The sequence below is a fragment of the Aureisphaera galaxeae genome (genome assembly GCF_028561275.1).
GTDB lineage: Bacteria > Bacteroidota > Bacteroidia > Flavobacteriales > Flavobacteriaceae > Aureisphaera > Aureisphaera galaxeae.
The window spans coordinates 498,124-518,652 of record NZ_JAQQTF010000004.1 but is presented as its reverse complement, the minus strand read 5'-3'; the positions used below and the strand labels follow the sequence as shown (position 1 = coordinate 518,652).

The following is a 20,529-nucleotide window of genomic DNA, read 5'->3' as shown; positions in this document are numbered from 1 at the left end:
TACAGCCTCTATAATTTATTAATGATTTAGTCCTAAGATAGTCAAACTGTTTGATCTTCCCTCACCGATAATTTTAGAAGTTAAGAGTATCTGGAAAGGCAGATTAGACAAGTTCTTATTTTTCTCCAATTTGCGGAAACTTATCGCCTACAAGATTCAGTTCAATACCGTGCTCGAGATAGGCCTTTAAGCCATCTAGTACCGTAGTGAATCCACCCGTATTGTCTTTAATGGCTTGGATAAGTTCCGCTCCTGTTTGATGAAACCCATAATTCTTAATGACCGCATAGGTAGTGGTTTCGGTTAACTCTGTAAATTCGAAATCAACCGTGGTTGCAGGGTCGCCCCATTCAATCTTTATCAATTTGTCGGGTTCAATCTCCACTATCGTTACATCTGCGGCAACTCCATACATTTCCCATTGCCAAGTGATTGTCTTGCCCTTTTCAAGCTTCCCACTGGATTTGGTAAACCAGAATTTGGTGGTGATATTGGGATCTATAAATGCCCGAAATACTTCCGAAACAGACTTCCGAATCATCATTTGGCATTCTACCGTGGGTGGGTTTAAAGTGCTCATAGGATTAGAAAATTAAGTTGAGATCCAAGATAACAAAACGAGCAATTATTTTTTCGTCCAATTAGAATCGGGCATGGAAAAAGGTTCCGCTAAAAAACGATCCACTATTTCATTAAATCGCTTAGGTTGTAGGTAGGGTGCAGAATGTGTGGCACCTGGCATTATACAGAGTTGTGCCCTAGGTATATGATCATACATCTCTACAGAGTGTACATTCTTGATTACATCCCGATCTCCAGCCATAATGAGAACAGGCGAAGTAATATTTTTTAATTCTTCATGTCCAATATTGGGTTGAAACAATAACAAACCAGAACGTTGGTATCTGCCATTCCAAAAATCGGTGGTGTTGCCTCCATCTACTATCTTCTTGGCAGCGATCCAGCGTTTCTTTACATAATTAGGGGCCCATGCATGTACGGCTGTGGTGTCTGGACGCAAATTACCCGCCCATGCAACTATTCGTTTTATTTTCACTTCATTATTTATCCCCATAAGAAGTCCTAAAATAGCCCCATCACTGGTTCCAACAATATGTAGCGAGTCCTTCGTGATCTGCTTAACCAATACCTCTAAATCGTTTGCTATTTGTCTGTAGGTTAAGGAATCTGTTTTAAGTCCCGATTTACCATGGCCACGATTATCCGCTATGATCACTCGATATTTCTTCTTGAAATATTCAATCTGATTATCTAGATTCTTTATACTACCGCCGTTTCCGTGAACCAGAAGCAATGGTTCTCCCTGACCATATTCTTCATAATACATATCTACCCCATTTATTTCGACAGTTTTACCGACGGCTTCATTGCTACCATAGGGTACGTCCGACTTATTTTGGGCATGATTTATTCCGAAAATGAGCAAAGCCCAAAGGAATACCGATTTTTGAATCAAGTTTTTCATGTGGTTAGTTGTTACAGGCTATTAAACGAAGAATTCCTGAGACACCTAAGGTAATGAAAACGAGTCTATTATTCAGTTCAACGGAATTGAGAATAAAATTTTACTCCAAATTCAACTGCCAAGAAACCCCAAATCGGTCCTCAATAAAACCGAACTTTGTGCTCCAGCCATAGTTGTTCAAGGGCATAAGAACTTTTCCGTTTTCCGATAGTTTTGTAAAGAGGTTCTGAATTTCCGCATCCGACTTACATTCCACAAAAATGGAAACTCCGGGTGTGAATGTCCATTCGTGTTTCATCGGGCTATCGCTGCAGGCGAATTGACTTCCATTTATTTCGAAGGTGGCAAAAAAGACGGTTCCCTCTTTCCCTGGGCCGTCCTTTCCATATTTCTCAACGTGAGTAATTTTTGAATTTTCAAAAAGCGAAATATAGAAGTTCATCGCTTCTTCGGAATTGTTATCCTGAAAGGTTAAAAATGTAGATATCTGTCCCTTTGAGTCCATAGGGATTTCGGCTTTTGCATTCTTTAAACTATCCAATTCGGTTCGTAGTGCGATTAATTCCTCACTAGGACCCTCATTATTTTTAACGTTAGAACAGCCTACTAAAAGCAAGGCCAAAATAAAGAGTGATGTAGTATTTTTCATTGGGTTGGTGTTTTATGGTTTATAGTATTTCCATGAGTTGGATGTTATTGCCGCACGTGTCATTTAAAACGGCAATTTTTACTGTTCCCATTGCGGTGGGTTTTACACTGAATTCGACCCCTAGCTCTGTAAGTCGGTCGTATTCTCCCTGCACATCATCTACCTCGAAGCCAGTCCAAGGAATTCCAGCTTGCATAAGGGCATCTTGAAACACTTTGCAGGGTTCGAAATGAATGGGGGCCGGTTCCAATAGCAGTTCTGGGCCGTCCTGAGCCTCTGGTGAAACCAAGGTTAACCATCGATTACCCCCTTCCAGCGGCATATCAACTTTCTTAAGGAACCCCAGTTTTTTGGTATAAAATTGAAATGCCTTTTCCTGATCTCGAACAGGAATGCTCATAATGGTTACTCTCATAATGTTATATTTAAGATTGAAGTCGCAAGTTCAAGAATCAAAATTTTATTTGCTTCTCGAAAGTTGCTCTTTTTGATATTCGGTAGGTGATTTTCCTGTCTTGGTTTTGAACAAGGTACTAAATGAGCCCAAACTTTTGAACCCTACGGCAAAGCAGGTTTCGGTAACTTTCATTCCGTTTCTAAGGTGTTCCTTAGCCTTTTCAATACGCTTATCCACCAAGTACTGCTTGGGTGTTTGTCCATAGTATTTTTTGAAGAGCCGCAGTAGATGATACTTGGAAACAAACCGAAAATGAGATAGTACTTGCAAATTCAACTCGGTATCGTAATTGTTTTCTATATAGTTACGGATGGCAATAACGGTATCTACCTGTCCTTGGTTGGAATAGACAATTCCTTTAATTCTTTCAAGTTCCTGTTCGTAAAACGTCATGCCGCTGGGTTAGCTGTACTGTACTAAGATAGGTAAACTTTGTAATCTTGTCCATTACTTCATGATTTCGTGATACCTTAATACCATTCAAGCCTATTTATTCCAAAGAAATATATTGCAACGAAGATATGAGGTCTCCCTTATCTGAAAACCCATTGATGTATACTTTGAATTCCATAAGTCCGTACGAGGGGAATGTAAACTTGTAAGTACTTCCTTCTTCTATCTCTATATCGCCTTGCCAATGAACATTTGCGTAGGACAAAAAGGTATTTCTTACGAACTCCGTATATTTAAAATCATTCTCCAGATCACTCGAACTAAATCCAACTTCGGCGATTTTCTGGAATAAATTGGAGGCGCGCTCCTTGCCTTCATATTTTCTATAAATGTAAATGGTTCCCCCATCACTACCCTCTACCCCAAAATGCTCGAAATATATCTCGTCTACCGAATCCAACATCATGTTATCGACAACATTACCTGCCCTAAACCCATCCACATAAACCACAGGTGGATTGTCGAAACTAATTCTTGGCAGAATTATGACCTCGCCTGTCTGCGCGTTCAACCGTGCTTTAAAACCCAATCTTCTCATATAACGATAAAGATCGATATGCTTTTTGGCCTCCTTTTCGGTGATTTTCCTTCCTTCAAAAACACCCACGGTCAACCCTTTGTTTCTAGTGAGTTTGGGTTCCTTACGCGCCTTTATAAGTACCTCCTCCAATAATTCGGCGTCGGGAAAGTATACAAGCTCACTATTATCCGTTTCCCTGAACTCCATTTTACTCTCCTTAGGGAGCGCGTTGATCGTCTCAACCGATAATACATCCTTTGGGTACTCGGGAGCATAGGAAAGTTCAATTTCAGAAAACATTTTCTTCTTTTCGTCTGTCACAAAAAACAGCAGTGGTTCTTCTTCTATAATAAAGACATTCTCATATGCAAAGCTGAAATCCCCTTGAATCTTGGCCTCATAAAAAGCCCCGACGCTTTTTTGAAACATCATCAGCTTTTTCAACTTCAAGCTAGCATCCCCTTTAAGTTTACCTTGAATGGAGATGCCATTATTAAAGGCCTGCTCTATTTTCGGTGGATCATTGAGCACATCCTCCCATTTGTATCTATTCCATTGATGGTTCATTAAAAACAGATCCAGTTCGTATAGCTTGGATCGGTTCCATGCTTGGTAAGGCAATCCTGAACTAACCGCATCATCAAAATAGGATTGTAACCGAAACCATGAACCAAGGTATCGGTTATAGTCGTGTGCCTTAGTTTCTAAAGGAAGTACGGACAGACTCATTTTGGCGGTTGAATTTTTGCTAATCCCCTTAACCATAAGATCTACTTCTACCGAGTCCAGTAAGGGTTTTGCCTCACTAAGCACTACCTCGTTCTTCGACTTCGCCAAACCGTAATCATTGAAAAACAGACGCTCTGCCAGCAACTCATGATTTCCATTAAAAATGGACATTTTGTTCAATCCCGGCAACGCCTCTTCCTTAGGTATAAACAGGGTGTTATCCTTTTCTACCAAATCATGTGTGAGTAGTTTGAGCAATCCGTCCCTATGCAGGGCAATGATGATAGGAGCACTTTTAATGGACTCCATTGTGTTTTGATCTCCAGTGATCTTTACGGCAATATTCTTCTCGGGAATTGGATTTACTGAAATTGAAACTCCATTTTCAACCGTATCTGGCAAGTTTTCTTGGATCACTTCGCCATTTTCTAAATACACCTTCAGCGTATACTTCTTGGATGGATTGGGATTGAAGTTGAATTTTCCATAGCCCATGGAACTGATCTTGATATTTTCTACAACTACAATACCCATTGCATCTACCAAGACACAACTTTGGATATTGGATGCTGTGTTATTGGAAAGCACACGAAAACCTACCGAATTTTCAATCGTGCCAATTAAGTTACCGCCTTCTGGGGAAAATGTAATCTGATAGTCTGTCCTTGGTTTGTCCTTTGCACCGTGCAGGGTTGTACTATCTATGACAGAAATGCCTTGAACATACATGGATTTGGCCGAAAAGTTCTTCATCCAATTCGTGTAGGCTTTGATGTAATAGTTGCCAGGCCCTTTTCGGGGTGGGATTTTCAAAACACCTTGAAACTTCCCTTTTTCTGAATAAAAGAGTTTTTGGTCCACCAACTGGCCCATACTATCGAAAATGGCACAATACACATTGGTGGTGGCCCGGGAAGGCAGATTGTCTTTCTTGTTGAAAACATAACCTGCAAACTTTACGGGTTCTTCTGGATAAAATATGTCTTTAGGTAAGTCGACAAAGATTTCTTCGCGAGGTGCGTCGAAATACAATTCATAGTCTTTAAAGAATGCTTCATGAGATACTTCTTCTTGCGAAAAACTACAGAATCCCACAAAAAGGAACACTATTAGAAAAACTTGGGCGGAAAACGAATGCTTTATGTTCAATATAGTGCTGAAAATCATTGATGTATCTGTATGAAAGATATTCAGAAATTGTAACAGGCACAAGGTTTTCTATAAACTTTAGGAGAGTTTAACAGTGGATGCTGCGAACACCATTCTATCCGCCTTTAATGAAGTCACAGACTGTTTTGGGACGGTTTTCTCTTTTCTTCTCTATACCTATCACTGCCGCAATACGAATTCAAAATATCAACTTCTTCGTTTCTTATTTCTAAAAATTCGAGGAATGTATCTTCATATTTTTCCCAAGTCCAATTCAATGGGGCATCCCGGCACGTTTCCACCAAACTAAAAACCTGTACTCCTCTTTGAATAATCATGCCTCCAGGTTTGGCTCCAATATTTAACGAAAGAATCCGATTCGCTTGTTCTTCCTCCAGATTACGGTGTTCCCCAAGTCCAAATTTTGAGTCCGATGCAATTCGCCTGAAAATCTCTCTGGCACTCTGGGAATCCCTGTAGGTTGCCATGAACAATGTGAAGTGCTCGTAATAATCGGGTTCAATACTTTTGGGATAGTTTTTATTTGAATAGGCATGCACCCTTTCGAGTCCCTCACTTTGAAAAATGTCGATATGTTTTGGATTTCCCGATTGCGAAAGGTCGAACAAATGCTTTCTTAAATTTTCTCTTAATACCGTTCTTACAAACTTGTCTGCGTTTTCTGAATAATCCTTACTACTAACAATTTCAACTTTCTGTACTTTGGATTCAGTTTCAGTTGGAGATTCAGCTTTTCTATTTTCCCTATTTCCATTGCAAGAAATAAGTATGACTACTGCAAGAATATGAATGATAGTTTGACTTCTTATATTTTTAACCTGCATCATTCTCGAAAACAAATTTAATCGATAATCTACTCACTACTTTTGGCAATCACCTCTTCCGAAGTCAGTCCATAGATAGGAGGTGTAGTTATTCCTAACATACCGAGATAGATATAAATTTGTCCTCGGTGATGAATTTCATGTTCTGCCATAGCACGTAGCCATTTCCAAGTGGTGATTTCTATACCCGCTGGTGTTTTGCATTTCTTTTGAAGATCCTCTGGACTTAGTTTTGAAAAGATCTCCACCGATTCCTCGTGCATTTTATTGTAAAAATCGATAACCGCATCATAACCGTGGGCGTAATCCGTTCTGCAACCCTGGTACCGACTAGGCTTGTTTTGTACGGTTTCCGCATACATATCCCGCTCTATATTGGCCAAATGCCTTATGATATCGCCTATGGTAAACTTTCCCTCTTGGTAAGTCCATTCCATTTTATCCTTAGGAATATACGCAAAGAGTCTTCGGGTTCTGCCCTTGATTTTAGCATAGTAATTTAGGAAGGTATCAATGTCGTTAAAGGTCATAACGTTTTATTTATCTGGTTCCTTTTAGAAAGCACTCACCTCTACTTAATGTTTACAGGAAAAAATCAATCATTCACTCCCTATTTTCATCACAGTCTTGCGATAAAAAACATACATAAAAATCCCATACACAATTTCGATTAGGGAACCTGTCAAGAGTGAACCAAAAGATTTCATCTCAAATCTAAATAACAAAAATGCGGCAATGCCCAATGAAGCTCCTAAAAACCAATACACCCTTTTGCCGAAAAGAGTGGCAAACGTCAAATATCTGCCACCAATGATTAAAAGCATGGCCTGAAAAAACCATTCCACCTTTTGTAATGAAAGTCCGTAAGCCAGAGGAAGGCACATGATCATCCAAACGGTGCTCTCCATTGCAAGGTTTTTTAGCGGGTTGCCCTTTTTATGCCCATTAAGCCCCATAAACTTCTCAATGATGCTGGAAATAGGACTGATTGCTGCACCCCCTATTAGGAGGGTCCAAATGGCGATATTCGCAGAGAAATATGTGGCAACGAAAGCCGATATAAGCCACACCGATCCTGAAACAAGCACACCAACAGCACCAACGGCATATCCACTACACATATCGCGTTGAGCTTCATTAAGGGTCGCGGATTTGTCCATTGGTTGGTTAGATGAAGTCTTGTTCATAGGCATCATTGGTTAGTGACACTAAGATAGCCAAACCTTATCGATTACCCGTCGATCTTAATCATAATCCAATTTTCTCTATTCTAGAGGTAAGCCTATTTGAATTAGGCCTATTCCAAATATTCCTTTATTTGATCTTTGCTTTTCAGGTCGATTAACTCCAAGGAGTTCCAGTCCATAAGCAACAAATCCCACTTCATCCCAATTTCATTCAATACTGCTGCGGTAGTATTATCGTCTGCATTTAATCTTCCTGCAATCCAAATATTGGAAACTATATTGTCTTTACGGTCAAAGAATAGACCATTATAATTCTCTCCATACCCCACGGTATGTTCGCTTACAAATTCGTTAGGCCTAATTCCGCTGGTAACCTTTGTATGTTTTTCTAGGGATAGTTTTGAAAGAATTTCTGTTAATTCGGAGACTTCTATTTTTCGGTCTACCAATTTGAGTCCAGTTTCTTCCCGCTCATACATTGCAGAATAACCGGCTCCAGTAAAATGCTTTTCCGCAAAATCCTTTACATTTTGTGCTTCGGTAATCAGTCGATCAAAATTCTCAACGGGTACGATCTCAATTTGCCCAAAATCATCTTCATGATAGAAGATGGTTCCTTCAATTTCCTTTCTTTCAGTTTGGGCTGCATCCCTTTCTTTGATGACTTGGAAATACACCAAAAATAAAGCTACTACAATAACTAAAACTATGGTGATCATCTTCATTTCTTCTAACTGTGCGGCAAGCTTTCACAGTTATTTTTTGCTTTTGCTAAGATAGCGGAACTCGCGAAATTCTTTTGATGGTGTTGCAACAGCCTAATTTACCTGAGCCGAATAGAAAGGCTTGCCATTTCTATGAACGCCCTTTTTTAAATTTAAATATTCATTGGCCAGCTTCCAGATATATTCGTATCCATCATCTCCAATTTCATTTTTCCTTTTAGTAAGAGCCATTGTGTTACTGGAGACAAGATCCGCAATTATAGGATGTACCAATGTCCACGTGTTCGTATTATTGACACCTGGAATTAAATCCGACTGTAATTTTGGTGTTTCTCCAAATGTATTTACGCAGATCAGTCTGTCCTTCACCTTGAATGCATATTTCTTCTGAATTTTCTCTTCAAACTTCAACATTACAACACAGTCAATATCCCCGTTATACGCCGCAATTAAAAGTGGGGAAGCACTCACTACAATGGCACCTTGACTATCTCCAAACTTAATGTGTTCGGCAATTCTTTCTATATAGGATGAAACCCCGAATCTCTTTAGTTTATACATTAATCTTTGAAAAGGATTACATATTTCCGGAATGAGAAACCTTAATTTGTCTACGTCCAAATCGATTCCAATTGCATGGGTCGCATATGTTGAATTGTCATGATATTTCATCATCTATTCTTCTTAACCATCTTGATTACGATTCATTGATCAAAAACAATACGTCCACAAGGTATGGAATCCACCTGCGGAAGCATATTATAAAAAAGGTCGTTTCCCTTTAAAACAAGTTCTGCTCGGTTCCCTCCTCTCTCCTGACCTAATGCTTCGAACCTTGTCTGATAAAAGATCCCGGCCACATAGAAAAGGCACTCCTCATTGGGTTCTATGGTACTTTGAAAGCTCGTTGGGGCATCCATAAGCTTCAAATCTTCTATTCCATAGCTAAATAGGGGTTGCTTGTCCAAAGTCATTTCTTCTGAAGGTAGAAATAATTGCACAAAGGTGTCGGGGGAATTAGGTATTTGAATTGGATCGCCAGAAAAGTTAAGGTTAATATCTAATGGAGCTTCAGTCTTATTAATAACACGGGTAAAGAACACCAAGTAACTCTCATTAAAATGTCCTTCTGTAGTTCCCTCATAGGGTCCACCCTTTGGAAAGCTGTTCTGTATGATAACCCCATTATTATTGGTTTCACTGTACCATTCCATCTCTTGTCCGATACCGAAGGAATAAAACAATACAAGGAATAATATGGATAGGTTATATTTCATGGTTATTGTCGCGCTTTTCAATATTCTTTGTTTTTCAGTACTTCCCAACTCACCGTCTTTACATTTTCTGATTCCTTCTTAAGCGTTTCAATTTCTATCCCTTTGAGCCAATTCTGGACTCTTTCATCCATGTCTAAAAAATCTGGTATGCTTTCTAGGTCCTTGGGATTATCGGAATATAGTCCAATGACAGGATAGGGATCTCCAAATGGATTTCCCAAAGGGATAATCTCATACTCAATACTTTCAGGAAATTCTGTAAACAATTCGGGCAATCTAATCCTAATAACTTCAAGCACCGAAATAATAACATCCATGTTCCAATCCAGTTTCTCATAGATGGGTGGTTCTATGATCGCAAAACCTCTTTTGTCTTTTTCTTCTTCACGCAATATTCTCAATTTTTTACAAAAGCCTTGAGCAGATTTCCTTAACGAATATGAAAATATAAACCTTTAGTTTATTGCATCCAAGAACTCATTGACTTTCTCCAAAATAACGATGCACTGATCTGTGGTAAATCCCACGCTTCTGTTTCCTCCACTATTTGCAGTACAGTCTATAGATTCGATCGTAGTCACACGGCACTCACTTTCTTCATTGTTTCTAACGGATCCATTGGCCAAATAAGAGCCCGATGAAGCCATGATATTCGTATCATCATTTACATTATTGGCCGAGTTGTCACAAACATGGGCCAATCCAAAGGCATGTCCCATTTCATGCTCCTCTGCCCCTTGTCGATTTACCAAACCAAGGATTCTTTTATAATCCAACACGATGTAGGGCTTGTCGCAGTTATTTTTACCATGGGAGGAATTAATATCGTTAAGAGATCCGTCGCTCTCGTATTCTACACAATCCACTATATACACATTCACTGCATTCGGATCATAGAGTTTAACTTCGGTCGTGGTATTTACAGCTGGCTTAAAATCGGAATGGCGCTTGTCAAAATCGAATACAGGAATGGCGAAATCAGTCAGGGGGTCGTCAATATTTGAGGCTCCCCCGAAGAGTGTGGCCGATTTGTACTCGAAAGTGACCAACTTTCTCCTATTGTCCGGAGGTAATGAGGCGTCGTACACCGTAAAATAACGGTTCAATGTATCTACTTCACTTTTTAGATAGTCGATGAGTTCTGTCTTGGTTACCTTCTTTGTTCCTCCCTTAGGTTTTGGATTCAAAGGGCCTCCTATCTGACCCAATTTGCCCTTGGATAATTGTGTAGCCAGCGAATCTTTGAATTTATTGGTCAGCACCACAAAATGTACAGGTAACTTAAGGTGCTCTCCGGTACATTCTTGATAGTCGGCCAGAGCATCTTCCTCGCAAGAGTCGTTACCCCCACAAGCATTGAACGCATTGCTGTAATTTGTGAAACATTGGGCGTATTGTTCTTGATTGTAGGGTTTCACCCCGCAAGCAGCAATTAATAATGCACAAATAATTGTGCCCATTATAATTCGTATGGATAACATAACAGATTGGTTTTAAGGGGGAGTGCTGAAAACTATCACAAAGATAGGCAAACCATTCTCTTTCTTTTGCCATTCACTCAAAATGCACATTTGCAATCGATCATAAGCAAAGGTCGAAATTCATTAATATCGATTGTCTTTAGGCGGTGCAATGGTTCCATTTTGGTACATTTGGCAGCAAATATATGCTCAAATGAAAAAACTAATTGTCCTTCTATGTATCCTGTGTGCTATTAGCGCCTGCAGTGAAAGTGAATCGTCTAATGAGGAAACGCAAACCGAAACTGGAGATGGAAATGGCGATGGAAACGGAGATGGTAATGGAGATACCGATGGTACTCAGATTTACGATGCTCCAAGAGTGTTTTCTTATGTCACTTACACCTCCCAAAATACGGTGAGGCTCAATGGTTTTATCGATTTCAGGAATATTGTTTTTAGTGAAGAGGATTCATATGCTGTCAGTTTTATATTTAGAATGAATAATGACCCCAGTACCGACCAAGTCATTGAAGTTAATGGGGCCGTACCTTATTTTAATGGCACCTATAGCTTTAACCATGACATAGACGGATTAGATCCTGCCACTACCTATGATTATACAGCCCGTACTCAAAATGGGGATAGCGAAAGGGATGATTGGAAGTCCTTTACCACTTCTGCCATTCCCTGTACTTACACTCAGGATAACTATTACAGTATTGATGGGGTATGGCAAAGTGCCAATGTTGACATAACCACCCCCCTATGTTGTGACGAAGGGAATGTTGAATTTACATTTGGGACTTGGCCCAATATTTTTGAAATTGCTTTTTATGAGCTAGACGCCGCTTATCCTATTACGGCACAATACTTTGGTGTAGATTATGCTTTTGACATTACCGACCTCCAAAGAGAGCTTACTAAGTCTACAAATGAAGTTTTGATTGGGAGTCAATCCACTCCTGAGACTTCTTTATTTGTTGAGAATGATGGGGACAGAATCACCTTGATTTTCTGTAATACTACACTGCGAAATGGCACTGTGTTAAACGGAAAGGTTTCGGTTGCGATTCCATAAATAGTAGGGATTGTTGGATGGTTGGACACCCTACAGCGTTAAGTAATAACTGGAGTTTATCTTTTTATTAAATCGTTTAAAACTTCCTTACGCGCTTTCGTCCATTCTTCCCATATTGGGTCATCTCTTAGTGCATTCATCATTTTATCATCATCGAAAGAATCCATTCTTTTTTGATGCGCCTTTAACACATCCATAATTTCGTTAGGATCCTGCATCGCGACACCGTTTAGGGCTTTTGATTTTTCTTCCAGAGTTCGGCAAATGTTTAATCTATTTTCGGTCAAGGATAATTTGTAATTCGGACCTCCCCAAACTTCGTCCGCATGTGGATCATCCTGTCCATCGTTCTGCCAATTGCAGACGCCACAAATTTCATGGAACCAATCTTCCGTGAATGTTGGAAAACCACATCCTGGACAGGTAGTAAGCTTTAAATCATTCTTGGAAATGAAACTATTAATACGTCTTCTTCTATTATGGAATGATTCAAGAAGCCTTAGGTCTTCCTTAGATAGTTTAGACGTATCAAAAGTTTTTCTCTCTCTCATTTTTTGCAATACGGTAACGATTGTACAACGGGACTGTCGAACGTGGTCACGAACCGTTAAGGGTGCTAGCATAAACATCAACGCTTATCGGTTTTCCTTCTTTAATTTCGAAATCTTTTATGGTTTTTTCGTGTTTAAAGTCCAGTTTAGCCATGGCTCTTTTGCAATTGCTGTTCTCGGTTTCCACAAAGCCTTCAATTCGGTCTAGCTTGAGTTGTTTTAATCCGTAATTGGTAATTAATGGCAAGGCTTCTTTCATAATTCCTTTTCCCCAAAATTCGGGAAGTAGCCATAGTCCTATTTCCGCTTTGCCTTCCGTATAACTAATATCATTGAGTCCTCCTGCTCCGTAAAAGGTTTGGTTATCAAGCGAACAAATCGCCCACCACATTTGAGTCTCTTCTGCAAACCAAGCCATTTGTTCCTTGGTCGCCTCCAAACTATCGTAGCTCACTCCATAATACTGAATGACTGCTGGATTGGAAAGTCCGCTGAAGATATTTTCAAGGTCCAAATCGGTTATTTCACGCAGTAGCAATCGGTTCGTTTTTATGGTTGTGAAGTTTGTATTCATTAGTTGTATTTCAGTTCAGCGGAGTTTTGTATACAGCGGCTGCTCTATTGATAATATTCAATTTTATACTCTTTAATGGCTATTAACTTGCCATTTTTGTATTCCAATTCTTTGATTAGATTCTCGTTTTCATCAAATTCAGATATTATTTGAGTACGCGATCTAGGTTCTCCCTTCCTGTTTAAATAGGTAATCGTTACATTTCCGAGTTCGTCGTATTCCTTAATTTCCGAAGAGCGAATAGAATCATAAAGATATTCTGTGAATTTTATCTCCCTTCCTTCCTTATCGTATTCCGATACCCCCATTGTTTCCAGCACATTATCTGAAGTGAATAATCTTTCCTCTAGTAAATTCGAATTTTCATCATAAACATAGGTGTCCCTCCTTTTCAGTTTTCCTTTCCGATCGTACACCCTCCATTCAATTTCGTTTCCAACGGAGTCGTATTCGGTAAACCATTCCGCTTTCGATTTGTCTGCATAATGACGCGTCGTCTTTATCCTATTCCCGTTATTGTCGTATTCATAAGTAACCTTAAGAAGTGGATCTTTTTCTTTCTCACTTTTAATATAAATGTATGCAGTTTTATTGTTGGAACCATCAAAAGTTACTCGCGTATGGCTTAGCAGCGAGTCCTTATGATCATAAGTTAGTGATTCTACTTCATTTCCGTTTGCATCATATCTTTCAATCCGACGTTTCAAAGTATCATTAGGATACTTCATTTCAATGGACTCGACTTCATATGCATTGTACGTTCTAATCCAGCGTTTTAGCGTATCGTGAGGAGGCTTAATTTCAATTAACTCGATTTCATTTTGATCGTTATCATATATAGACATCCAGATCCTATGGGGTTCTCCATTCCACTTAAAACTCTTTTTTTCAGTGATGTTACCATGTGTATTAAATAAAAGATATTCCCGGTGCACTTCTTTTAAAACAGGTTCGGTTGTATCTCTTATGTAATTTGAATTTCTTTGAATGGTTTCCAAATAGGATTTTACAGCTCCGTTTAGACGTAATCTTTCAACATCGGTTTGTTTTTTCGGCATATCCGGACCACAACCGGCAACCGAAAGCAATAAAAAAAGCATGAGAAGATTAAGGGCGTTCATTATAAGAGACTACCGGTTTGGTGAATAAAGCGTCATGAAATGAGGTTTGTCATTTTCTGGATTGTACTAAGATAGCTAAACTTTAAATGCGATCACTATTCATCATTCGCATCTCAACACGCTCCTCCTCGCTAGATTTATGATGGATTATTAGATAGTTGGATTGTTAGACGCCCGTCAAAGACGGGCGCTAGTATGGGGGACTCTTCGATAACCGCCAAAGTCGGTCAGGCAGCTCAGAGTCCGACTTAGTATCACTTTTCACATTTCACCTCATGCTTCACTGTACCAAAGGAATATACCTTTCCTTTATGACGTTGAAATGGTGTATCTGATGGGCCGCAATCGTAAGCCCAATGGCATACAACGGCATTTGGTATTCGAAAAACTCGCAGTTGGTTTCCAATATCTCTTTATTGAAAGATTGAAACATCATGATAGATGATTGACGAACGATTTTAAGTTCCTCTATCAATTGCTCAATAGAAAGTTCATCTGCATTCGAATTTTTGCCCATGATTTCTTGATCATGCGCCTCCGGAATGGTTCCCTCCCCACGAGCAAAAATGATCGCTCTAAAACACCATATTCGCTCCCAATCTATGAGATGCTGTAAAATTCTATGAAGGGTCCATTTGCCTTCTTCATAGGTTTTTAAACCAATTCGGTTGAATTGATCGATATCCAAGTTATCGATATCCTTTGCACTAAGGGCGAGCGCTTCTGTAAGATCGGTACCCTCAGTTAGTTTGTATACATATTCCAAGAATTCTGGATTCTTTTTAACTTCTTGATTTTTCATAGTTAATTGATTATAAAATTATTATGTAGCGATACGCATCTTTGGGATAGTATCACTCATCACTACACCAAAGGCAGATATCTTTCTTTGATGACATTAAAATGGTGTATCTGATGAGCCGCAATTGTAAGCCCAATGGCATGTAGCGGCATTAGGTATTCAGAAAACACACAGTTGGTTTCCAATATGTTCTTATTGAACGAATTAAACATCATTATGGTCGATTGGCGGACGATTTTAAGTTCCTCTACCAATTGTTCAATAGACAGTTCATCTGCATTCGAATTTTTGCCCATGATTTCTTGATCAAGCATCCCCGGTACGGTTCCTTCAGCGCGCGCAAAAATGACAGCTGTAAAACACCAAATCCGTTCCCAATCTATGAGATGTTGGAATATGGTATGAATGGTCCATTTCCCTTCTTGATACGTTTTTAAACCAATTCGGTTGAATTGATCGATATCCAAGTTATCGATATCCTTTACACTAAGGGCTAGTGCTTCTGTGTGATCGATACCCTCCGTTAATTTATATACATATTCTAAAAATGCTGGATTCTTTTTAACTTCTTGATTTTCCATAAATAATTTGTCGTAAGATTCGTATGCAACAAGGCAAATCCTCAACAGCCCTTATGAGCTATGATAACATACGAAAAGTTGATAAAATGAAAACGGGTTCGGAAGAAGATCCGAACAGTGAATTAGTAAAAGGTATTTACCGGTTACTAATTAAGCTAAAATGAATTTCAGAATTATTCTCAAAATATGAATTATTGATGTGATACGAATATATGCAATTTTTGGCAACGTCTTTTAATCGTAGTCTGGAATATTCAACCCTAAGATTATATTCCTATGTGCCGTCCAAATTCCGTTTTTCTTTTCAAGCCTCACAATTCCAGAGCCTCCTCGATTTTTTTCAGATTGTTTCATTTCTTCCGTTAGCGTGGGATCACTTTCAAAAAGATAACTGTCAAGATAATAAGGGATGGTACCTGGTTCTTTTACGTAAACATGGATGTGTTCCGGTTCATTTACTTGTGGATAGGGTGCGGGTCTAAACGTATAGAAGACAAACGTTCCATCGGGGTCCGTTTTTAACCATCCTCTATGCTGCCCATGTCTCCGCTCCCAACCTACCGGATTATCACTTGGCTGATAAATTCCATTTCTGTCTACATGATACACATATAGCAAAATATTTTCAGCCGGTGTTTTTCCGTCTTTTTTAAATACGGTTCCTGTTATTTTTATTTTCGGTTCATTCTTATGAAAACCAGGCAATGTATCTATGGATTCAGGCGCCACATCAAGCATTTTATAGTCCAGTAAGGATTCACAATCTTCACAGGGTCCACCCACATTCCGTTCTTTTTCGGAATTGGATTGCCCTTTACAAGAAAATGCAAAAAAGGCCAGAAGAAGTATTCCTAAAAATGTTCTCAATTTTGAAGTGTTTTTTGTTCACTGTTCATCTTTCACTACTCTCATTCACTCATAACTCCTCGATACAAACCTCCTTATAGTCGGCCCACTCGGAGTTCGATATTGATTCATCTTTCACCCTTCACTCCTCCTACTAATAGATGGAGAGTTTTCCTATTTATCCACCAATTCTAATTGTTTATGATAGGCTTCAATCCGGGAATTGGCATTGCTGTCTACCAACAAAATAACGACCATCATCGCAATGGTGGTAATACAGATGGCTCTCCAAAGCGGTTTGTCTATAAAAACAATTAATAAGGCTGCCACTACAATAATGAAAGGGATAACTTTGAAAACAATGGTCCTATATTCTCCCATTGATTTTTCGGTACGGGTAATCTCCGATTTTACAAATTCGGTCGGATTGCTATTGTAAGCCGTTGCAAAGCTTGTGACCCGTGATTTATTGGTAAAAAATATCCCGATACCTACGGCTAACAACAAGGCTCCCGCCACTAAAGTAGGAACGATGTATGCTTTTGCGGTTTCCGTTTTTCCTAATTGCCAAAATCCTACGGTAGCCAAGACAAACATAATTCCGAAAAGAATGAAGAACCTTGATGAAAAGACTTCCGCTTCGGCCCATTGCGTGGCGATTTTCAATATATCCATGGTAGTAGCTTTTGTTCTACCAAGATAACTAAACTTTAGGGAAGCATCTAACTGAAAAGGGCGCACCTTCTTGCAAGTAACAGTTAAGGTTGTTGTTTCTTCCTCTTTTCCAGATTATCCAACCATCGATGATACCTTCGAGCATTTCTGTTATGTTCTGTTATCGATTCTGCAAAAAGATGGTATCCTGGCTTATCAGGGTCTACACACATGTAGTAGAAATTGTGCTTTTCCGAATCTAAAACAGCATCGATACTCTTAATAGATGCCATACTTATAGGACCGGGCGGCAGTCCTTTGTGCAAATAGGTGTTATAGGGAGATTCGAAACGAATGTGTTTGTATAAGATCCGTGTCGCTTTAAAGTCTCTTGTCGCAAATTTGGCCGTGGGGTCTGCATCTAGTTTCATCCCTATCTTAATCCGGTTTAAGTATAAGCCTGCCACTCGTTTCTTTTCCGAATCTTTTGATATTTCTCTTTCCACGATCGATGCCAATGTGTAGACTTCAGTGGGCGTCATCCCCAATTTTTCTGCTTTAGAGAGTCGATCGTTCGTATTCCAAAACCGCTCGTGCTCTGTAACCATTCTTTCAAAAAAGGCCCTTTCATCCGTATTCCAATAAAGCTCGTAGGTGTTGGGAATGAAGAGACTCATCAGGGTTTCGGTTGTATATCCTGATTTCTTTATATAGTCTTCGTTATAAAACAGCTGCACCAAATCGGTGGAATCCGCTTCAATAAATTGGGCTGCTTTTTCGGCAACATCTTCCAATAACCACCCATGGGTTAACACTAATTTTATGGGTTCTTGATTTCCTGCTCTAAGATGACCGATTAATGCACGATTGCTCCAAGAGGGCGTGATTTTGTATCTGCCCGCTCTCATAATGCTTTTCTTATACTTCATCATTTCCGATACTTCCCGAAATGAAACCGTATCTATGATTTGATAATTTGTATAGAGGGCTTCGACCACATCACTAAACGAGGAGTTCGTCGGGATGTACACCATATTGTTTTCCAATGTGTCCGGAACATTGGGAGCCATTATTTTGGTGTATTTATGATAGGCGAAAACGCCACCTATCACACCCACAATCAGTATTCCCCAAAGCATCTTTTTCCGCATTATTTTATGTGTTGTGGTATTCTCTTACTAAACATGCTCTTTTTTGGTTCTTAGGCGTATGATCACAAATACTAATAACAGCAAACAAATTGCGATAAAAGTATCTCCAATTACTGAATACATGGTCTTCGCTCCTTTTGTGGGTATATTGGTAATCAGAATTTTGCCATTATCGGCAAAATGATCCATTTCACTAATTACCTTCCCGGTATAATCGGCACCGATGGATATACCATGACTAGTTTGACGAATTAAATTAAAGCCTTGTTCTATCGCCCTAAATTTAGCCATGTTCGTATGCAAATGACCTATCTCTTCATAATCATTACTCGGCGCCAACAAAATGTCGGATCCCTTGGCAGCTTTTAAGTAATTGGGAAAGTCCAAATCAAAGCATATTACTCCAGAAATAACTCCATACTCTGTTTCTACTTTCTGAATTCCAACAGCTTTGTTGTTGCTTATTGGGGCTTCTGCTCCAGGCACTGAAATACCTTTCCAATAATCGATCACCTGTTTTCCATTCGGATCGAATAGCACTAATTTGTTTTCAACAAATCGTTCGTTCGTTGGATCTACTACCGCTACGGCTATCCCCAAATAGATATCTTGTTCTGAAGCTACAGTACTTGCCTGCTCATATAATTTGCTTTCATCCTCTTTTAAGATGACTGCGTTCCCCTCTGCCCAAAAAACTATTTTAGCGCCTGCTTGTGCTTCGGCAATACTTTTATCGAATAAATATTGATTTAGTTTTGAAGTATTGGTTCTAGTGGCAATTTTAGCGTCTTGCTCGGTTTCCGGATTATTCAACCCCTGAATGTCCACCATCATATTTAGACTATCCAGTGCCGAAATGGAAGCTACGCGAATGGTTTCGGAATCAGGTTTTTGAAATTGTACTCTATATCCACCATACAGTAAGGTCAATCCCAAAACAAGACCATACACAAGCATTCCCTTTTTTACATTTTTCCTCGTGTTTCTTTGCTCGTACACCCAATTCACCACCGAAGCAAACCAGGTAATTAGAAAGGAAACATACCCCATGCCGAAAACAGAAATCGATTGAATCAACACATCTTGCGATTCTTGCGTATAAGCGTAATGCCACCAAGTACCGAACGGATCAACATAATGATAGGCATACTCTATGATGACCGCCGAAGCTGGGAAAATAAGCGTACTTAGAAAGTGGCTTCGCTTTTTCGAAAAGAAAGAATCGATCAAGTAAGGTAAAGATGCGAGGATACTAAAAACTACAGTAATAATAAGGCCTGCTATTAGTGGCAAAAAAGGCGCTACATCGGTCCCTATATAATAGCCTATGGCTATAATTATAAAAGCGAATAAAAAGCCCTGCCATCGCTTCAATTTTCGGACTGAAAAAAGCAATAGAGGCATAAAAAGCCAAATGGCGAAAAAGACCACATACTGCCCATTAGACAATACGGATAATAACAAAAGAACTAAAACGAATGGAATTTTTTTAAGAAGGCTAGTTTTCATTTTCTTGATTTTTGATATTACAAAAATGAAACTTACATAGGGTATGTACCTGTCACATAGGTGACAAAATCATCTTTTGGCCAAATTACTCCGAATCCTGCTTAACGATTGTCGTTCCATGCCTAAAAACGATGCTAGATCTGTTAAGCTAATTCTATTCATGATGTTTTTGTTATTACTTATAAAATTTAAATAACGCTCTTCGGCGGTTTCAAACAAGAGACTCTCCACCCTATCCGTTTCCCGTATCAAGACCTGCTCTGCAATTAATCTTCCATACATTTCATTTCCTTTGGACCTATTGTAAACTTCCTGTAGATCATCGTAAGACATATTCACAATGATACTGGGTTCCAGACATTCTATATAATATTTGGTGGGTTTTTGCCTTAAAAAAGATGGATAGTCGGTAGCATAGCCTCCTTCGCAAATAAAACCTGTGTTTATCTTTTTGCCTTTTTCGTTGATGTAGTACTTTCTTAAAAGTCCTTGGTATACATAACCAATGGTCCTTTGTATCGCTCCATTTTTAAACACAAAGTCATGCTTGCCATATTCTTTTAAGGTTAAAATGGAGCGTGTAAATTGCTTTGCCTCCTCACTTAACAGTGGAAACTGTTCTATAAACACATCAAAATAGCGTTCCCTGGGGGTATCGTTTTCAGTCATTCAAATTTGGTTGGAATATTTTTGGCTTTTTAGCAATAGTATCGATACTGGCT

Annotated in this window: 25 protein-coding genes; 1 reads left to right on the top strand and 24 read right to left on the bottom strand. The window is 39.2% G+C overall.

Translation table 11 applies throughout. The annotated features are described in order from the left end of the window. Positions 1-115 precede the first annotated feature (115 nt). The 14 genes from POV27_RS07470 to POV27_RS07405 form a co-directional block, all read right to left on the bottom strand. A complete protein-coding gene (locus POV27_RS07470) occupies positions 116-580 on the bottom strand; it encodes an SRPBCC family protein (protein WP_272862124.1) in 465 nt (154 codons plus the stop codon). A gap of 45 nt (positions 581-625) precedes the next feature. Then, positions 626-1,486 carry an alpha/beta fold hydrolase gene (locus POV27_RS07465; RefSeq protein WP_272862123.1) on the bottom strand — a complete coding sequence of 287 codons (861 nt, stop codon included), beginning with the start codon at positions 1,484-1,486 and terminating at the stop codon, positions 626-628. Between the two features lie 100 nt (positions 1,487-1,586). Next, entirely contained in the window at positions 1,587-2,135 is a 549-nt protein-coding gene (locus POV27_RS07460; RefSeq protein ID WP_272862122.1) for a VOC family protein, read from the bottom strand. A gap of 19 nt (positions 2,136-2,154) precedes the next feature. After that, positions 2,155-2,550, bottom strand: a complete 396-nt coding sequence (locus POV27_RS07455; RefSeq protein WP_272862121.1) for a VOC family protein — start codon at positions 2,548-2,550, stop codon at positions 2,155-2,157. 45 nt (positions 2,551-2,595) lie between these two features. Continuing rightward, positions 2,596-2,985, bottom strand: a complete 390-nt coding sequence (locus tag POV27_RS07450; protein WP_272862120.1) for a helix-turn-helix domain-containing protein — start codon at positions 2,983-2,985, stop codon at positions 2,596-2,598. Between the two features lie 97 nt (positions 2,986-3,082). Then, complete coding sequence (locus POV27_RS07445; RefSeq protein WP_272862119.1) at positions 3,083-5,461, bottom strand: carbohydrate-binding protein; 2,379 nt, start codon at positions 5,459-5,461, stop codon at positions 3,083-3,085. A gap of 116 nt (positions 5,462-5,577) precedes the next feature. Continuing rightward, positions 5,578-6,291: a hypothetical protein gene (locus POV27_RS07440; protein ID WP_272862118.1), complete on the bottom strand. Its 714-nt coding sequence runs from the start codon at positions 6,289-6,291 to the stop codon at positions 5,578-5,580. Between the two features lie 26 nt (positions 6,292-6,317). Then, complete coding sequence (locus POV27_RS07435; protein WP_272862117.1) at positions 6,318-6,818, bottom strand: DinB family protein; 501 nt, start codon at positions 6,816-6,818, stop codon at positions 6,318-6,320. 69 nt (positions 6,819-6,887) lie between these two features. Beyond that, complete coding sequence (locus POV27_RS07430) at positions 6,888-7,475, bottom strand: DUF7010 family protein (RefSeq protein ID WP_272862116.1); 588 nt, start codon at positions 7,473-7,475, stop codon at positions 6,888-6,890. Between the two features lie 110 nt (positions 7,476-7,585). Next, positions 7,586-8,194 carry a hypothetical protein gene (locus POV27_RS07425; RefSeq protein WP_272862115.1) on the bottom strand — a complete coding sequence of 203 codons (609 nt, stop codon included), beginning with the start codon at positions 8,192-8,194 and terminating at the stop codon, positions 7,586-7,588. 99 nt (positions 8,195-8,293) lie between these two features. Next, positions 8,294-8,761 (bottom strand): hypothetical protein, encoded by a 468-nt coding sequence (locus POV27_RS07420; RefSeq protein WP_272862114.1) that lies wholly within the window; start codon positions 8,759-8,761, stop codon positions 8,294-8,296. 143 nt (positions 8,762-8,904) lie between these two features. Beyond that, entirely contained in the window at positions 8,905-9,477 is a 573-nt protein-coding gene (locus POV27_RS07415) for a hypothetical protein (protein ID WP_272862113.1), read from the bottom strand. A 17-nt stretch (positions 9,478-9,494) separates the two neighbouring features. After that, on the bottom strand, positions 9,495-9,869 hold the full coding sequence (locus POV27_RS07410; RefSeq protein WP_272862112.1) for a hypothetical protein: 375 nt from the start codon (positions 9,867-9,869) through the stop codon (positions 9,495-9,497). A gap of 63 nt (positions 9,870-9,932) precedes the next feature. Continuing rightward, on the bottom strand, positions 9,933-10,937 hold the full coding sequence (locus POV27_RS07405; protein ID WP_272862111.1) for a hypothetical protein: 1,005 nt from the start codon (positions 10,935-10,937) through the stop codon (positions 9,933-9,935). A 214-nt stretch (positions 10,938-11,151) separates the two neighbouring features. Between POV27_RS07405 and POV27_RS07400 the strand changes: the two genes are divergently transcribed. After that, positions 11,152-12,018: a hypothetical protein gene (locus tag POV27_RS07400; protein ID WP_272862110.1), complete on the top strand. Its 867-nt coding sequence runs from the start codon at positions 11,152-11,154 to the stop codon at positions 12,016-12,018. A gap of 56 nt (positions 12,019-12,074) precedes the next feature. Here POV27_RS07400 and POV27_RS07395 read toward each other — a convergent pair whose 3' ends face one another. From POV27_RS07395 to POV27_RS07350, 10 genes are all read right to left on the bottom strand, one after another. Further along, a complete protein-coding gene (locus POV27_RS07395; RefSeq protein ID WP_272862109.1) occupies positions 12,075-12,569 on the bottom strand; it encodes a CPCC family cysteine-rich protein in 495 nt (164 codons plus the stop codon). Positions 12,570-12,615: 46 nt separating this feature from the next. Next, positions 12,616-13,143, bottom strand: a complete 528-nt coding sequence (locus tag POV27_RS07390; protein ID WP_272862108.1) for a GNAT family N-acetyltransferase — start codon at positions 13,141-13,143, stop codon at positions 12,616-12,618. A 44-nt stretch (positions 13,144-13,187) separates the two neighbouring features. Continuing rightward, positions 13,188-14,264, bottom strand: coding sequence for a hypothetical protein (locus POV27_RS07385; RefSeq protein ID WP_272862107.1), 1,077 nt, complete (start codon positions 14,262-14,264; stop codon positions 13,188-13,190). A gap of 280 nt (positions 14,265-14,544) precedes the next feature. Next, entirely contained in the window at positions 14,545-15,066 is a 522-nt protein-coding gene (locus tag POV27_RS07380) for a DinB family protein (RefSeq protein ID WP_272862106.1), read from the bottom strand. A 62-nt stretch (positions 15,067-15,128) separates the two neighbouring features. After that, complete coding sequence (locus POV27_RS07375; protein ID WP_272862105.1) at positions 15,129-15,647, bottom strand: DinB family protein; 519 nt, start codon at positions 15,645-15,647, stop codon at positions 15,129-15,131. Positions 15,648-15,881: 234 nt separating this feature from the next. Then, the gene (locus POV27_RS07370; RefSeq protein WP_272862104.1) at positions 15,882-16,514 is read right to left on the bottom strand and encodes a dioxygenase family protein; all 633 of its coding nucleotides are present in this window, start codon (positions 16,512-16,514) and stop codon (positions 15,882-15,884) included. Positions 16,515-16,667: 153 nt separating this feature from the next. Next, entirely contained in the window at positions 16,668-17,168 is a 501-nt protein-coding gene (locus tag POV27_RS07365) for a hypothetical protein (protein ID WP_272862103.1), read from the bottom strand. 83 nt (positions 17,169-17,251) lie between these two features. Then, positions 17,252-18,298, bottom strand: coding sequence for an endolytic transglycosylase MltG (gene mltG, locus POV27_RS07360; protein WP_272862102.1), 1,047 nt, complete (start codon positions 18,296-18,298; stop codon positions 17,252-17,254). A gap of 27 nt (positions 18,299-18,325) precedes the next feature. Then, positions 18,326-19,807, bottom strand: coding sequence for a nitrilase-related carbon-nitrogen hydrolase (locus POV27_RS07355; RefSeq protein ID WP_272862101.1), 1,482 nt, complete (start codon positions 19,805-19,807; stop codon positions 18,326-18,328). Positions 19,808-19,876: 69 nt separating this feature from the next. Continuing rightward, positions 19,877-20,476, bottom strand: a complete 600-nt coding sequence (locus POV27_RS07350) for a Crp/Fnr family transcriptional regulator (protein WP_272862100.1) — start codon at positions 20,474-20,476, stop codon at positions 19,877-19,879. Positions 20,477-20,529: the final 53 nt, after the last annotated feature.